The 16,211-nt window shown below is 60.4% G+C and carries 14 protein-coding genes; 3 read left to right on the top strand and 11 right to left on the bottom strand.

Going from position 1 to position 16,211, the window contains the following annotated elements; genetic code table 11:
- Positions 1–25: 25 nt before the first annotated feature.
- From KVH01_RS18955 to copC, 8 genes are all read right to left on the bottom strand, one after another.
- The gene (locus KVH01_RS18955) at positions 26–1,306 is read right to left on the bottom strand and encodes a TRAP transporter large permease (RefSeq protein ID WP_217882439.1); all 1,281 of its coding nucleotides are present in this window, start codon (positions 1,304–1,306) and stop codon (positions 26–28) included.
- 2 nt (positions 1,307–1,308) lie between these two features.
- The gene (locus KVH01_RS18950; protein WP_043048734.1) at positions 1,309–1,836 is read right to left on the bottom strand and encodes a TRAP transporter small permease; all 528 of its coding nucleotides are present in this window, start codon (positions 1,834–1,836) and stop codon (positions 1,309–1,311) included.
- A gap of 65 nt (positions 1,837–1,901) precedes the next feature.
- Entirely contained in the window at positions 1,902–2,864 is a 963-nt protein-coding gene (locus tag KVH01_RS18945; protein WP_217882438.1) for a TRAP transporter substrate-binding protein, read from the bottom strand.
- Between the two features lie 51 nt (positions 2,865–2,915).
- On the bottom strand, positions 2,916–3,791 hold the full coding sequence (locus KVH01_RS18940) for an SMP-30/gluconolactonase/LRE family protein (protein WP_217882437.1): 876 nt from the start codon (positions 3,789–3,791) through the stop codon (positions 2,916–2,918).
- Positions 3,792–3,821: 30 nt separating this feature from the next.
- Positions 3,822–4,640, bottom strand: a complete 819-nt coding sequence (locus tag KVH01_RS18935) for an NAD-dependent epimerase/dehydratase family protein (RefSeq protein WP_043048730.1) — start codon at positions 4,638–4,640, stop codon at positions 3,822–3,824.
- Between the two features lie 216 nt (positions 4,641–4,856).
- Positions 4,857–6,119: an OprD family porin gene (locus tag KVH01_RS18930; RefSeq protein ID WP_217882436.1), complete on the bottom strand. Its 1,263-nt coding sequence runs from the start codon at positions 6,117–6,119 to the stop codon at positions 4,857–4,859.
- A 261-nt stretch (positions 6,120–6,380) separates the two neighbouring features.
- Positions 6,381–7,238 (bottom strand): copper homeostasis membrane protein CopD, encoded by an 858-nt coding sequence (gene copD / locus KVH01_RS18925; RefSeq protein WP_217882435.1) that lies wholly within the window; start codon positions 7,236–7,238, stop codon positions 6,381–6,383.
- Positions 7,239–7,241: 3 nt separating this feature from the next.
- A complete protein-coding gene (gene copC, locus KVH01_RS18920; protein ID WP_043048726.1) occupies positions 7,242–7,607 on the bottom strand; it encodes a copper homeostasis periplasmic binding protein CopC in 366 nt (121 codons plus the stop codon).
- Between the two features lie 115 nt (positions 7,608–7,722).
- On the opposite strand from copC, the gene KVH01_RS18915 reads away from it, so the two are divergent.
- Entirely contained in the window at positions 7,723–8,343 is a 621-nt protein-coding gene (locus KVH01_RS18915; RefSeq protein WP_043048725.1) for a TetR/AcrR family transcriptional regulator, read from the top strand.
- A 96-nt stretch (positions 8,344–8,439) separates the two neighbouring features.
- Here KVH01_RS18915 and preA read toward each other — a convergent pair whose 3' ends face one another.
- The 3 genes from preA to hydA all read right to left on the bottom strand — a co-directional run bounded on the left by preA (position 8,440) and on the right by hydA (position 12,599).
- Positions 8,440–9,714: an NAD-dependent dihydropyrimidine dehydrogenase subunit PreA gene (gene preA, locus KVH01_RS18910; RefSeq protein ID WP_124412605.1), complete on the bottom strand. Its 1,275-nt coding sequence runs from the start codon at positions 9,712–9,714 to the stop codon at positions 8,440–8,442.
- On the bottom strand, positions 9,714–11,081 hold the full coding sequence (locus KVH01_RS18905) for an NAD(P)-dependent oxidoreductase (RefSeq protein WP_217882434.1): 1,368 nt from the start codon (positions 11,079–11,081) through the stop codon (positions 9,714–9,716). Before KVH01_RS18905 ends, preA begins: the two co-directional genes overlap by 1 nt.
- Before the next feature lie 78 nt (positions 11,082–11,159).
- Positions 11,160–12,599: a dihydropyrimidinase gene (gene hydA, locus KVH01_RS18900; RefSeq protein WP_217882433.1), complete on the bottom strand. Its 1,440-nt coding sequence runs from the start codon at positions 12,597–12,599 to the stop codon at positions 11,160–11,162.
- Positions 12,600–13,192: 593 nt separating this feature from the next.
- On the opposite strand from hydA, the gene KVH01_RS18895 reads away from it, so the two are divergent.
- Both KVH01_RS18895 and KVH01_RS18890 read left to right on the top strand, forming a co-directional pair.
- Complete coding sequence (locus tag KVH01_RS18895) at positions 13,193–14,683, top strand: NCS1 family nucleobase:cation symporter-1 (RefSeq protein ID WP_217882432.1); 1,491 nt, start codon at positions 13,193–13,195, stop codon at positions 14,681–14,683.
- 163 nt (positions 14,684–14,846) lie between these two features.
- Positions 14,847–16,130 (top strand): Zn-dependent hydrolase, encoded by a 1,284-nt coding sequence (locus KVH01_RS18890; RefSeq protein ID WP_043048719.1) that lies wholly within the window; start codon positions 14,847–14,849, stop codon positions 16,128–16,130.
- The last annotated feature ends 81 nt before the right edge of the window (positions 16,131–16,211 follow it).

Genomic DNA, 16,211 nt, shown 5'->3' with positions numbered 1-16,211 from the left:
GCTCACCTTTGTTCTGACGTTCGGGTTACAGCACCAAGTGTGGCAACCACAACGACAACGCCGGGATGTACGTCACGGCTATCAGCACCAGAAACAACACCGCATAAAACGGCAGCAGGGCGGTCACGGTTTTCTCGATGCTGACCTTGCCCACCGCCGCGCCGACGAACAACACCGCGCCCACCGGAGGCGTGATCAAGCCGATACCGAGGTTGACCAGCATGATCATACCGAAGTGCACCGGGTCGACGCCGATGCCAAGGATCACCGGCATCAGGATCGGCGTGAGGATCAGAATCAGCGGGGCCATGTCCATCACCGTGCCGAGCAACAGCAGCATGACGTTGATGCACATCAGGATCACGTAGCGGTTATCCGACAGGGTCAGGAACAGCGTGGTGATCTTCGCCGGGATCTGCATCAGGGTCATGATGTAGCCGAAGCTGGCGGCGAACGCGATCAGGATCATCACGATGGAAATGGTGCGCACCGTGCGGTGCATCAGCTTGGGCAGCTCGCTCCACTTGTAGTCGCGGTAGATGAACATGGTGACGAAGAACGCCCACAGCACCGCGATGGCCGCGGACTCGGTGGCGGTGAAGATGCCCGACAAGATGCCGCCAAGGATGATCACCATGGCCATCAGGCCCCAGAGGGCATCAGCGCAGATTTTCAGCGCCTGCTTGAGCGGGATGACTTCGCCTTTGGGGTAGTTGCGCTTTTTCGCGAAGATCAGGCACAGCGCCATCAGGCACGCGCTCATTAGAAGGCCCGGCACCACGCCAGCCATGAACAACGAGGCGATCGACACCGTGCCGCCGGCGGCCAGGGAGTAGAGCACCGAGTTATGGCTGGGCGGTGTCAGCAGTGCCTGTACCGAGCCACTCACGGTCACCGCCGTGGCGAACTCACGCGGGTAGCCACGGCGTTCCATTTCCGGGATCAGCACCGAACCGACCGAAGCGGTATCGGCCACCGACGAGCCGGAAATCGCGCCGAAAAACGTCGAGGCCATGATATTGACCAGGGACAGGCCGCCACGCACAAAGCCCACCAGCACCCCGGCAAACGCCACCAGGCGCCGCGACATGCCGCCCTCGGCCATGATCGCCCCGGCCAACACGAAGAACGGAATCGCCATCAGCGAAAACTTGTTCACCCCGCCCGCCACCTGGATCATCAAGGCCTGGAAGGGAATATCGATCCACCACGCGCCGATCAGTGCCGACAGCCCTAGGGCGTAGGCCACCGGCATGCCAATCAGGATCAGGGCGATAAAGCTGCCCAGCAGAATCAATGCGTCCATAGTCAGGCAGCCCCTTCGCTTTCTTCCACCAGGTCAAAGCGCACAACGCGCCGGTTGCTCTGGTCCCCGAGCAGGAGTTTTTCCACCACAAAGATCAGGGTCAGCAGACCGCCAATGGGGATCGGCATGTACGTGATGCCCACGCGCAGGGTGGGAATGGCGCTCATGAACTGGTTCCAGGTCGACAGGCACAGCTTGGTGCCCCAGAGGGTCATGAACAGGCAGATGGTGCCCATCAACAATTGCGAGAAGATGCCGACGATGCGGCGTTGGGCGGGGGGCAGGCGGTCGGTGACCATCGCCACCGACATGTGTGCGCCGGCGCGGTAACTGGCGGCAGCGCCGATAAAGGTGAACACCAGCATCAGCAGGATGGCGGTGGGCTCCGGCCAGCTGGAACCGGTGCCGAGGATGTAGCGGGCGAAGATGCCCCAGGGAATGATCAGCGCCACCCCCAGGACCGAGAGGCCGGCGACCCAGATGCAGGTCATGTAGATACGGTCGTTGATGCGCAGCAGTAGATTCTTCATGGCGTTCACCGTGACCGGGCGCGTCGATGCCGACCGCGCCGGGCCTTATGCAGGGAGCAGGGAGGTTATTGAACGGCGTCGATGCGCTTGATCATGTCTGCATAAGGTGCGCCGTACTTGGCGCGCACCTGGGCGGTGGCGTCGTAGAAGGGCTTTTTGTCGACCGTGATGAACTCGACACCGGCAGCCTTGAGTTTTTCCTCGCTGCTGGCGGATTTCTTGTCCCACAGCACGCGCTCGTCGGCCTGTGCGGCCTTGGCGGCTTGCGTGACCATGTCCTGCTGCGCTGGCGTGAGCTTGTTCCAGGTGATTTTCGACATCACGATAGGCTCGGGCAGAATCAGGTGCTCGGTAAGGGTGTAGTACTTGGCGGTCTGGTAGTGGTTATGTTCCAGCAAGGTCGGCGGGTTGTTTTCCGCACCGTCGATGACCCCGGTCTGCAAGGCGCTGAAAATCTCACCCGTGTCCATGGCAATGCCATTGGCGCCCATGGCGTTAAAGGCGTCAATAAACAACGGGTTGCCCTGCACGCGGATCTTCATGCCCTTGAGGTCTTCGATCTTGCGCACCGGCTTCTTGGTGTAGAGGTTGCGCGTGCCGCCATCCATCCAGGCCAGGGCTACCAGGCCGAACTCGGAGTTGGTGATCTTGGCGAGGATTTCGTCGCCGATCTCGCCATCGATGACCTTGCGCATATGCGCCTGGTCACGGAATACGAACGGCAGGTTGAACACGTTCACATCCGGTACCACCGGGCCGACGATGCCGAGGCTGACGCGGGTCATCTGGACTGCGCCGACCTGGGCCTGTTCGACCACTTCCTTCTCGGAACCGAGCACACCGCCCGGGAAGTACTTGAAGGTCAGCTCGCCGTTGCTTTGCTGCGTCAGGGCCTTGCCCATGTTTTCTTCGGCGACCACGGTGGGGTAGCCGGCGGGGTGAATGTCGGCGAATTTGATTTCCAGCGCGTGGGCGGCGCTGCTGAGGGTGATGAGGGCGGCGGCGAGCAAGGTGCGTTTGAAGTCCATGGGGTGTCACTCCTGTCTTGTTATTGTTGTATTCAAGGCACAGCAGTACAGCTAGAGGATGAAGTGTGGTTCGGCCAGCCCCTTGACGCCCGGGTTGAGCGCGAATACGCCGCCGGACAGCGACTGTTCACTCGCATCGTCACGGATCGAGGTGACGTACAGGGTGTCCAGGCGGCTGCCGCCGAAGGCGCACATGGTGGGTTTTTTTATCGGTACGGTGAGGGACTGGTCGAGGCGACCGTCCGGGGTAAAACGGTGGACCAGGCCGGCATCGTTGGCGCAAATCCAGTAACAGCCATCCGCGTCGACAGCTGCACCATCGGGCCTGCCGAGGAAACCATGCATGTCCACAAACACCCGGCGGTTGGACGGCGTGCCGGTGTCGATGTCGTAGTCGAATGCCCAGATCTGCTGCACCAACGGGTGTGAATCAGAGGCATACATTGTGCGGCCATCGGGGCTGAAGGCCAGGCCGTTGAGGGTGATGAAACCATCGAGCTGCGCACAGGGCGCCGTGCCAGACGCATAGCGATAAAGAGTGCCCTCAGCGGCGTTCAAACCCATGTTCAGCACCATGCTGCCCGCCCAGAAGCGGCCTTGGCGATCGCAGCGGCCGTCGTTCAAGCGCATGTCCGGGCGCGGGTGTTCGACACCGGCCAAGAGCCTAGTGTCGAGGCTACCGTCATTGTGGGGCGTCAGCTCAAAGAAACCGGTTTCCATGCCTGCCACCCAGTTGCCCGCTTGAGTGCGTGCGATGCAGGCGAGCATTTGTGGCGCCTTCCATGCGCTGAGGTTGCCGGTGGAGGCGTCCCAGCGTTGCAGGCCGCCGTTGGGGATATCCACCCAATACAAGGCGTTTTCTTCGGGCACCCACACCGGGCATTCGCCCACGGCGTTGCGGGCGTCGACAATCAATTCAGCGCTCATGGCTACTCATTCCCTTGGGTTGCTATGCACTCAGTCACCGAACGGCCCTGCCGCGCAAAAGGCCCCGCCCTGGTAGACCGCAGCCGGGTCATCGGCGGCCACTGGCGGCTGGGTTTCGACCTGGGCGCGGAACACTTCGGAGCTGTCCTTGGGCGCAAAGCCCAGGTGCGCGGCGTAGCGGTTGTCCCACCAAGTGTCGAGGTTCGCCGACATGCCGTAGACCACGGTGTGGCCGACATCGGGCGTATACAGCGCGCGTTCGAGCAACTGGGTCAGGTCATCGAAGCTCAGCCAGGTGTGCATCATTCGGCGGTTCTGCGGTTGCGGGAACGAGGAGCCGATGCGGATGCTCACGGTCTGGATGCCGTAGCGGTCGAAGTAGAAACTGGCCATGTCCTCGCCGTAGGACTTGGACAGGCCGTAGTAGCTGTCCGGACGGCGCGGGGAGTGGGCGTCGAGTTGTTCGCCCTGCTTGTAGAAGCCGATCACATGGTTGGAGCTGGCGAAGATCACTCGCTTGACCCCATGGCGGCGGGCGGCTTCGTAGATATGAAAAATACCGCTGATATTGGCACCAAGCACTTCTTCGAAGGAGCGCTCCACCGATACGCCGCCAAAGTGCAGGATGGCGTCGACGCCTTCGACCAAGTGGTGCACAGCGTGTTTATCGGCAAGGTCGCAGGGCTGTACCTCTTCGTGAGCGCCGGCAGCAGGGGCCATGTCGGCGATGTCCGACAGGCGCAGGACCTTGGCGTAAGGGCGCATGCGTTCGCGCAGGACTTTGCCGAGGCCGCCGGCGGCGCCTGTGAGCAGTAGGCGGTTAAAGGGAGCGGGCGTTGTGGTGGTCATGGGCATTCCAGATTTTTGTTGTAGGTTGTCGTATGACTATGGGGAAATAGTGTTAGGGATTCCCTGTGTTGTCAACGCCCTTCCAGACAAGTGACTTTCAATGTAGGAGCGAGCTTGCTCGCGAAAAACGGCAACGATAACGCGTGTTTCCTGAATAAACGCGGTGCCCATAGGTTTCTCGCGAGCAAGCTCGCTCCTACAAAAGCTCTCCCGCATTTAAAGCAGTGAAATCGGATAGCTGACAAATATCCGGTTCTCATCAAACTCGTTATTACTGAAATCCCGGCGCATGGTGGAGTTGCGCCACCGCACATTGAGGTTTTTCAACGCACCACTTTGCACCGTGTAGGCCAGCTCCGATTCGCGTCCCCATTCCTTGCCATCGGTGATCGCCCCGGTGTGCACGTTACTGCCACTGATATAGCGATTCATCAGGGTCAGCCCGGGGATGCCGAGCACCACGAAGTTGAAGTCATGGCGCAACTGCCAGGATTTTTCCTTGGCGTTGTCGTAGCTGGCGTTGTAGCTGTCGTTGGCCAAGGTGCCGCCACTGGTACCGTTGACACGCATCCACAGGCTGTCGCCGGTGAGCTTCTGCAGGCCGACGTAGAAGGTGTGGCCGTTGTATCTGGCTGAGAACAGGGCGGAAACGGTCTTGTTATCCAGGTCGCCGGCCAGGGCGCTGCCGTCTTCCTTGCCGTTGAAGAAGCCGAGGTTGGCGCCCAGGGTCCAGTCGCCCACGGGTTGGCTGTGGGTGAGATTGAGGTATTGCTGCTGGTAGATATCGGTGAGTTCGGCGTACCACAGGCCAACCTGGGTGCGTTTGTCATTGAAGGCGTATTCGCCGCCACCGAAGTTGAAGCGGTCGGAGGTGAAGGCGGCTTTGCCGTTCATGAACATATCTTCCATGCTCGCGTCGTTGCGCGGGCTGTTGCCGCGAAACTGGCCGCCGTAAAGGGTCAGACCGGCTATCTCATTGGACGTGACCTGGCCGCCACGGAAGGTCTGGGGCAGGGAACGGCCATCATCGGAGCGCAGGATTGGCAGCACCGGCATCCATTCGCCCACCTTCAATTCGGTCTTCGATAGCTTGGTCTTCAGCGCTACGCCCAGGCGGCCGAAGTTATCGGCGGGGCGGCCATCGTCATGCACCGGCAGCAATTGGGTGCCGGCGGTGCCTTTGCCGCCATCGAGTTTTTGCGAATACAGGCCCAGCACATCGATCCCGAAGCCCACGGTGCCTTGGGTATAGCCGGACTTGGCGTCGAGAATGAAGTTCTGCGTCCACTCTTCGGCCTTGCCCTGGGGGTTGGTCGGGTTGGTGAAGTTGCGGTTGAAGTAGGCGTTGCGCAGGTTGAGCGTGGCCTTGGTGTCGTCGATAAAACCTTCGGCCTGGACGGCCAGGGGTAGGGTGACGGCCAGGCTGCCGAGGCTGATAAGGCCCAGGCGCGCAGAGCAATTTCGGGCGAATTGACTCACAGTGAGGCTCCCTTTCTTTTGTTGTTTTTATTATTTGTTATACGTCGTCGTACAACATTGAGCGGGATATTTGCGGGGTTTTCGGGGTGTGTCAAGCAGAAGTTATACGATGACCTGCCGAGCCTTGATATAAGCGGGCATGGTCAAATGTGGGAGGGGGCTTGCTCCCGATGGCGGTGTATCAGTTGGAATGAATGTGACTGACACACTGCTATCGGGAGCAAGCCCCCTCCCACATTTGACCGAGTCAGACTTGGGTTTTTATCCCGCCAGGACCATCGGCGGCAGGGTGCCAAGGAGTGAAACCGCGGCCACTGCACAGACCCCCAACAGCCACTCCACCATCACACTGGCTTTCAAGCTGCCCAGTCGCTGTTCGCAGCGATCAAGGCGCAGCCGGTTCAGCAGCGCCAGCGCCAACATACCCAGCACCAGCATCACCTTGATCAACAGAATCAGGGCGAAACCACTGAACAACGGCGTGGGCCACAGTTGCCCGGTGAGCACGCGCACGTTGATCAAGCCGGTTACCAGCAAGCCTGCGACCAGGCCATAACCCGCACCGCTGAAGCGGCGCAGAATCGGCTCCAACCGGTGCTCTTGCGCGTGTCTGAGGATCAGCACCAGAACCAGCAACCCCCCCAGCCAGGCCCCTACGCAAAGCAAATGCACCACCTGGTTGAGGATCAGCAATTGCCCATTCAGCCCATCGAGCATGGCGCCATGGCCAACGGGGGCCAGGGTCGCCAGCAGCAGGGCGATCAATGGCATGCGCAAGACTGGCCAGGGCTTGATCAGCGCGATCACCAGCAGCAGGTTCAGCAGCAGATGCCAGGCCCATACCTGGCCGAAGAAGGTCTTGCCCAACACCAGCTGCACTGTGGCCGGTTGCAGCGCCGCATCCCAACTGCCGGCCATGCTGGCGGTGATCAACAGCAACCAAACCAGGCCGGAACCGAGTCCCACCCAGGCCAGGCCACGGGTAATGCGCAGCAATTGCCGGTCCAGTGCCGGCTGCCTTTGAGTGCCGAGCAGCCAGGGCCTGAACACCCAGGCCCCGAACATCAACAGCACCACCACGAAATGCAGGAAGCGGCACAGCACCAGCAACGTTGCCATGGGTTATTGGCCGACCTTGAAGCTGTATTCACCGTTGCTCTTGTGAGTGTCGACCGACACCGCGTTCCATACCACTTTGTAATTGCCGGCCGCGAGCGGTGCAGCGGGTGTGACCACCAGGACCTTTTTGTCGGCGTCCGGGGTTTCCAGGCCCTTGATGGCGACTTCGGTGCCGTCCTTGCTCAGGGATACCTTGGTGAACGTCGCCTCGACGCCTTCGCTGAAGGTCAGGCGCAGGTCTTTCGGCGCGGCGACGCTGCTGTCGGCCGCAGGTTCTGCACTCTTGAGGTGGGCATGGGCAAACGCTGCCGAAGCGCCCAGCAGGGATGCCAACAGCGTAACGGTAGTCAGGGCTTTCTTGATCAACATTGTTCAATACCAATCAATGGGAAGGACAAGCAGTGTACGAAGTTTGCACCGCGCCTGTCGCCCCGATCTAGAGCCGATGGTAGTCTTTAGGCCGTGTTGTTGTCAGGGAGCCCTTATGGGCAATCACAAGAGTGGAATTCGTCGGGTCAACGTCGAAAAAATCCTGTTGGCCGCAGAAAAAGTCTTCGCCGAAAAAGGCTATGGCAGCACCGCCATGGCCGACATCGCCGAAGAGGTGCAACTGCCGCGCTCTAACCTGCATTACTACTTCACCACCAAGAGCGAGCTGTACAGCGCGGTGCTGTTCGACCTGCTCGAGTTGTGGAAGCAGGACGCCCTGAGCTTCGAGACGTTCGACGACCCGCGGGTGGTGCTCAGCAGTTATATCCGCGCCAAGATGCAGCGCTCGCGGACACGACCTTATGGCTCCAAGGTCTGGGCCAATGAAATCATCCACGGCGCGCCGACCCTCGGTGAGGCATTGGATGAAAGCTTGTACGACTGGGCCAAGATGAAGGAGGCGAAAATTCGCCAGTGGGTGGAAGACAAACGCATCCTGCCGGTGGAGCCTTCAAGCCTGCTGTACATGATCTGGGCCTCGACCCAGCACTATGCCGACTTTGATCACCAGGTGAAGATCCTGAACGACCACCAGCCGTTGTCGGACATGCAGTTCGAGAAGGCGATCCAGACCGTGACCAGTGTGATTTTGCGGGGGATTGGGTTGGAGCCTTGAGTGGGATGGTGCCGATGGACACGGGCAAGCCGTTTTTGAATTGGACCATACAGTCAAATGTGGGAGGGGGCTTGCTCCCGATAGAGGTCTAAAGGGCTACACAGCCTCCCGGTAGGGATTCCTCGGATCCTGGGTCCAATTCAAAAACGGCTTGCCCGTGTCCATCGGCACCATCTCGATACAGTCCGCCACCGGGCAGGTGATCTGGCACAGGTTGCAGCCTACGCACTCATCATCGATCACCTCATATTTATGCGTGCCATCCACCTGCTTCAAGCTGGCAATCGCCTGGTGGGAGGTATCTTCACACGCAATATGGCAACGCCCACAGCCAATGCAGGTTTCTTGGTCAATCTTGGCGATGACCTGGTAGTTGATATCCAGGTACTTCCAGTCCGTGGTATTGCCCACCGCCCGCCCGGAAAAGTCCTGCAGGCTGGTGTAACCCTGGCTGTCCATCCACCGCGACAAGCCATCCTTCATCTCTTCAACGATGCGAAACCCATGCAGCATCGCCGCTGTGCATACCTGCACCGCGCCGCAGCCCAAAGCGACGAATTCCGCGGCATCGCGCCAGTTGCCTATACCGCCGATACCGCAGATCGGCAGGCTTTGGGTCTGAGGATCACGGGCAATTTCAGCCACCATGTTCAAGGCAATCGGCTTCACTGCCGAGCCGCAGTAACCGCCATGGGTACTCTGGGTGCCGACCATCGGCAGGGCGACCATGCGTTCCAGATCCACGCTGGTAATGGAGTTGATGGTATTGATCAGCGACACCGCATCCGCACCGCCGCGATACGCTGCCCGCGCCGCCACGCGGATGTCGGTGATGTTCGGCGTGAGCTTGACGATCACCGGTAACGAGCAGTAGGTCTTGCACCAGCGCGTTACTTGCTCCACATACTCCGGCACCTGGCCGACGGCGGCGCCCATGCCGCGTTCGGGCATGCCGTGGGGGCAGCCGAAGTTCAGTTCAATACCGTCGCAGCCGGTGGCTTCCACCAGGGGCAGGATGTTTTTCCAGGATTCTTCAACGCACGGCACCATCAGCGATACGATCAGCGCACGGTCGGGCCAGTCCTTTTTGACCTGGGTGATTTCCCGCAGGTTGATCTCCAGGGAACGGTCGGTGATCAGTTCGATATTATTGATGCCCAGCACTTCGCGATTGGCGCCGTAATGTGCTGAGTAACGCGACGACACGTTGACCGCTGCCGGGTCTTCACCCAGGGTTTTCCACACCACGCCGCCCCAGCCAGCTTCGAAAGCGCGGACCACGTTGTAGGCTTTGTCGGTGGGTGGTGCGGAGGCCAGCCAGAATGGATTAGGAGCCTTGATACCGGCGAATACAATCGAGAGATCGGCCATTACGCAGCCTCCACATTCAGCATGAGTTGAGCGTGCATGGCCTCGGCGGCCAGCTTGCCATGTTGCACGGCCTGGACGGTGAGGTCCTGGCCGAGGCTGACGCAATCACCGCCGGCATACACGCCAGGGATGCTGGTGCGCAGCTGTTCGTCGACGAAGATGCGCTCGCCCACACGGTGCAGTTGCTGAGCCAATGGGTCATGCAGCGCGTCGCCGTCAAACCCTTGGCCGATAGCCTTAAAGATCGCGTCGGCGGCCAGCTCGAAGGTTTCGCCGGTGGGCAGCAGGCGACCGTTGTCCAGGCGGGTGCGGGCGAAACGCATGCCGCGTACGCGCCCCTGATCGTCGAGCAACACTTCTTCGGGTTGGGCCCAGGTCAACAGCCGCACCTGATTGGCCTTGGCGATGTCCTGTTCGTGGTGGGTCGCGCCCATGTCCGCCAGACCGCGGCGGTACACAAGGTTCACATCCCGGGCACCGAGGCGAGCCATCTGCACGGCCATGTCGATGGCGGTATTGCCGGCGCCGAGTACGATGCAGCGGTCGGCCAGGGGCAATTGGCTGAGGTCATCGGCCTGGCGCAGTTCGCGGATGTAGTCGGTGGCGGCGAGTAGGCCCGGGGCCTCTTCGTGGGGTAAGCCGAGCTGTTTGCTGGCGGCCAGGCCGAGGCCGAGGAACACCGAATCGAACTGCTGGTGCAGTTCGCTCAAACTCAGGTTGTCGCCCAGGCGCTGGCCGTGGCGAATTTCGATGCCGCCGATCTGCAGGAGAAAATCCAGTTCCTTCTGGGCAAAATCATCCACCAGTTTGTACTTGGCGATCCCGTATTCGTTCAGGCCACCGGCTTTTTCCCGGGCTTCGAAGATCACCACGTCATGGCCGTGCAATGCGGCACGGTGGGCACAGGCCAGGCCCGCCGGCCCGGCGCCGACTACGGCGATGAGTTTGCCCGTGGGTGCGGCGCGCTGGAACGGGTGTTCGTTGAAGTGCGCGTTGTCGGTGGCGTAGCGCTGCAGCAGGCCGATCAGCACCGGGGCGCATTCTTCGGCGTTGTTACGCACGCAGGCTTGCTGGCAGAGGATTTCCGTGGGGCAGACCCGGGCGCAACTGCCCCCGAGGATGTTGGCCGAAAGGATTTTCTGCGCCGCACCCTGGACGTTGTCGGTGTGAATATTGCGGATGAACGACGGAATGTCGATCTCGCTGGGGCACGCATTCACACAGGGCGCGTCGTAGCAGTACAGGCAGCGCGAGGCTTCCAGTTGGGCCTGGCGGGCGTTGAGGGGCGGTGCCAGGTCGGTGAATTGGCTGGCGAGGGTAGCCCCGTCTTCGCGGGGATGGGGGAGGTGGGTCAGGGTCTGGATCACGGTGGTGGCCTCACGGTTTTTTTTGGATCGCCTCTAAGTGGGCATTTTTGTTGCCTGTACTTGCCCCCGATTGCGGTTTCAGCGTTTCACAGCAACCGGCCTTGAATGCTCCGCCCGCTTGCTCAACTGCTCAAACACCGACGGATACGCCGGCCGCTCCACATAGCGCCCGGCACCGCGTTCGGCGCGCAGGTCACCCTCGGCCCAGACCAGCTTGCCCTGGCTGATGGTATGGCTTGGCACGCCGCGTACGGTCTTGCCTTCGAAGATGTTGAAGTCGACCTGCTGGTGGTGGGTCTTGGCGGAAATCGTTCGCGTGCCTTGCGGATCCCACAGCACCAGGTCGGCATCGGCACCTACGCGCACCGCGCCTTTACGTGGGTAGAGATTGAAGATCTTCGCGGTGTTGGTGGAGGTCAGTGCAACGAACTCCTGCATCGACAGGCGCCCGGTATTGACGCCTTCGTGCCACAGCAGCGCCATGCGGTCTTCGATGCCGGCGGTGCCGTTGGGGATCTTGCTGAAGTCATCACGCCCGGCGGCTTTCTGTTCGGCGCAGAAGCAGCAATGGTCGGTGGCGGTGGTGTGCAGGTTGCCCGATTGCAGGCCGTGCCATAGCGCCTCCTGATGCCCGCGCGGGCGGAACGGCGGGCTCATCACATAGCCGGCGGCGGTCTGCCAGTCGGGGTGCTGGTAGACGCTGTCATCCAGCAACAAGTGGCCGGCGAGCACCTCGCCGTAGACCGCCTGGCCCTTGCCCCGGGCGTAGGTGATCTCATCCAGCGCTTCCTTGGTCGACACATGCACCAGGTACAGTGGCGTGCCGATGGTCTCGGCAATACGAATCGCCCGGCTGGCCGCTTCGCCTTCCACCTGGGACGGGCGCGACAGCGGATGCGCTTCCGGCCCGGTGATACCCTGGGCCATCAGCTTGCGTTGCAGGTGGTACACCAATTCGCCGTTTTCGGCATGTACGGTGGGCACCGCGCCCAATTCCAGGCAGCGTTCGAAGCTGGCCACCAGGGTGTCGTCGGCGGCCATGATCGCGTTCTTGTAGGCCATGAAATGCTTGAAGCTGTTGATGCCGTGATGGCTGACCAATTCGGCCATTTCCTCGCGCACCTGCTCGCTCCACCAAGTGATTGCCACATGAAAGCCGTAGTCGGAGGCGGACTTCTCCGCCCAGCCGCGCCACTGGTGAAACGCTTCCATCAGTGATTGCTGCGGGTTGGGAATCACGAAATCGATGATCGATGTGGTGCCACCGGCCAAGCCCGCCGCCGTACCACTGAAAAAGTCTTCACTGGCCACTGTGCCCATGAAGGGCAGTTGCATATGGGTATGGGGGTCGATGCCGCCCGGCATCAGGTATTGGCCGCTGCCATCGAGTATTTCAGTGCCGGCGGGAATATCCAGATCCGTGCCAATGGCGCGAATTAGACCGCCTGCGCATAAAACATCGGCGCGGTAACTTTCATCATGGGTAATAACGGTGGCGCCACGGATCAACAGCGACATGTCGAGTTCCTCACAGGCTTGACCGGCTTGTGCCAGTTCTAAGTGTTGTAATGCTGCACGCCGATGGTCGGTTAATTCCTGTCATCGGTGACAGGAATAGAAACTAGCCCGAGTTTTTAGATTGAGCAAGAAGATTTTTCTTCAGCTTTTTCTGACGTTAACTTGCTGATTTATAGAGTAAAAAATACTAAGTCACCAAAATGTAGCAATACCTCACCGTTTTGACGCACTTGACAGGTTCTGCTTTTGAGCAACATTTCTTATTGCAAATCAGACGCTTGAGATATGCCTCTTGACGGCGTCGGCAAATAAAAATAATTGTGTTGCACCAGATTGAGTCCGGACGGTTCGGATAACGTTCGCGTTATGTAGTCTGCATAACGTCGACGGACGCCGGAATTCAATCTGAAAGTTGAATAACATCAGCACGTTATATAAGCGGTGCGGGTTCAAGTTGGGTTGTCGGCACGGTAATTGAGTGCAGTGGCGGCTGGCAGGAGCCCGTGATGTCATGTTGTTTACGCGGTACTCCGGCCACCTGGACACAACGTGCAGGTGAGCAACAATAATTTTAAAAAAACCGTGGAGCGGCCATGCAACAGAACAGATCGCAAGTCATCGAGCGCAACGGCCTGTACGAACTCGACGCCGGCCCCGACGTCCTCGACAGCCCTCGCTACAACCACGACATGGCACCCACCAAGGTGCACGAGCGCACCTGGAACAAGTGGCACATCACGGCGCTGTGGGTCGGCATGTCTATCTGCGTGCCCACCTACACCCTGGGCGGTGTGCTCACCGCGTATTTCGGGCTGTCGGTGGGCGAGGCGCTGATGGCGATCCTGCTGGCCAATATCGTGGTGCTGATCCCGCTGACCCTCAACGCTTTTCCAGGCACCAAGTACGGCATCCCGTTTCCGGTGCTGTTGCGCTCGTCATTCGGCATTCTCGGTTCCAACGTGCCGTGCCTGATTCGCGCGTTGGTGGCCTGTGGCTGGTTTGGTATCCAGACGATGTTTGGCGGGTTGGCGATTCACCTGTTCCTGGGTTCGATTTTCGACGGCTGGAAGGCCCTCGGTGGCACCGGTGAGGTGATCGGTTTCATGATCTTCTGGTGCCTGAACCTGTGGGTGGTGCTGCGTGGCGCAGAGTCGATCAAGCGCCTGGAAACGTTATCTGCGCCGCTGCTGGTGGCCGTGGGGGTTGGCCTGCTGGTGTGGGCAATGCCGAATGTGTCCCTCAGCGAACTGATGGCGATTCCACCCAAGCGCCCCGAAGGCGCGAGCCTCACCGGCTACTTCATGGCGGGGCTGACGGCGATGGTGGGGTTCTGGGCCACCTTGTCGCTGAACATTCCCGACTTCAGCCGTTACGCCAAGAGCCAGAAAGACCAGATCCTCGGGCAGATTTTCGGCTTGCCGCTGACCATGTTCCTGTTCGCCGCCCTCGGCGTGATCATGACCGCCGCCTCGGTAAAACTGGTGGGGGTCAGTGTCTCTGACCCGGTGACCCTGATCGGCCATATCCAGAGCCCGGTATGGGTGGCCGTGGCGATGGCGTTGATCATTGTCGCCACCTTGTCCACCAACACGGCGGCGAACATCGTCTCGCCCACCAACGACTTCCAGAATATCGCGCCCAAGTTGATCAACCGCACCACGGCGGTGATCCTGACCGGCCTGGTCGGGCTGGCGCTGATGGCCCATGAGCTGCTGAAAAAACTCGGCTTGATCGTTTCCGATGTGAGCCTGGAGACGGTGTATTCCAACTGGCTGCTGGGCTATTCGAGCCTGCTGGGGCCGATCGCCGGGATCATGGTGGTGGACTATTTCATTACCCGCAGACAGCAGCTGGACCTGGCGGGGCTGTACCGCGATGACGTGTACCCGGCCTGGAACTGGAGCGGTTTTATCGCCTTTGGTGTGCCGGTGGTGCTGACGCTGCTGTCTCTGGGCAGCGATGCGTTCAGCTGGTTCTACAGCTATGGCTGGTTCACCGGTTCGGCGTTGGGTGGAGTGTTGTATTACGGCTTGAATGCCAAGCGTGCAATCAACCCGGTGACTGCCAAATCACCGTTGCAGTGAATGTGAAATGCAAACCAAATGTGGGACGGTCTTGCTCCCGATAGCAGTCATTCAGCCAATGCATGTGTGACTGGCCCACCGCAATCGGGAGCAAGCCCCCTCCCACATTTGGACCGCGTTCCACCTGTTGCAATCATAAGAAATACAGACTGAGGAGATCCCCATGAACGCTGCCATCGACGTTCTGCAATCGACCCATCAGCACATCAACCGCGACCGTTTGTGGCAGTCGCTGATGGACCTGGCCAAACTCGGCGCCACCCCCAAGGGCGGGGTGTGTCGCCTGGCCCTTACCGACCTCGACCGCAAGGCCCGCGACCTCTTCGTGCAGTGGTGCGAAGCGGCCGGTTGCACCGTGACCGTCGACGGCATCGGCAATATCTTCGCCCGCCGCCCGGGCCGTAATCCCGACCTGCCCCCGGTGATGACCGGCAGCCACATCGACACCCAGCCCACCGGCGGCAAGTTCGACGGATGTTTTGGTGTGTTGGCCGGCGTGGAGGTGCTGCGCACGCTCAATGATCTAAAGATCGAAACCGAGGCGCCATTGGAAGTGGTGGTGTGGACCAACGAAGAAGGCTCACGCTTCCCGCCGTGCATGATGGGCTCCGGGGTGTTCGCCAAGAAATTCAGCCTGGCCGAGACCTTGGCCAAGGTCGATGTGGATGGCGTCAGCGTGGGTGAGGCGTTGAACGCCATTGGCTACGCGGGCACACGCCCTGAGAGCGGGCATAAGGTTGGCGCGTATTTTGAAGCCCATATCGAACAGGGGCCGATCCTGGAAGATGAAAAGAAAACCATCGGTGTGGTCCTCGGCGCCCTCGGGCAGAAGTGGTTCGACCTGAAACTGCGTGGCGTGGAAGCCCATGCGGGGCCGACGCCCATGCACCTGCGCAAGGATGCCCTGGTGGGCGCGGCAGCGGTGGTGGCAGCGGTGAATGCGGCCGCGCTGGGGCACCAGCCGCATGCATGCGGCACCGTGGGTTGCCTGCAGGCGTATCCGGGCTCGCGCAACGTAATTCCCGGTGAAGTGCGCATGACCCTCGACTTTCGTCACCTGGAGCCTGCGCGGTTGGATTCGATGATTGCCCAGGTACGCCAGGTGATCGATGACACCTGTGCCAAACATGGGTTGACTTACGAGATGGAACCCACCGCCGATTTCCCGCCGCTGTACTTTGACAAAGGCTGCGTCGATGCCGTGCGCGATGCGGCCAACAGCCTGGGCCTGTCGAACATGGATATCGTCAGCGGGGCAGGGCACGACGCGATCTTCGTCGCCGAACTGGGCCCGGCGGGGATGATCTTCGTGCCGTGTGAAGGTGGTATCAGCCATAACGAAATCGAGAACGCCGCACCGGATGATTTGGCGGCGGGGTGTGCGGTGTTGTTGCGTGCGATGGTGGCTGCATCAGCAGCCATTGCCAGTGGCAAGCTGGCGGCCTGAAACGCGGTAAAAATGTGGGAGGGGGCTTGCTCCCGATAGCGGTGTGTCAGGTACGTGTGTATTAACTGAACCACCGCTATC

Source organism: Pseudomonas khavaziana (assembly GCF_019145205.1).
In the GTDB taxonomy this organism is placed as follows: Bacteria; Pseudomonadota; Gammaproteobacteria; order Pseudomonadales; family Pseudomonadaceae; genus Aquipseudomonas; species Aquipseudomonas khavaziana.
The sequence above is the reverse complement of the archived record's forward strand: the minus strand, read 5'-3'. Positions and strand labels throughout refer to the sequence as shown.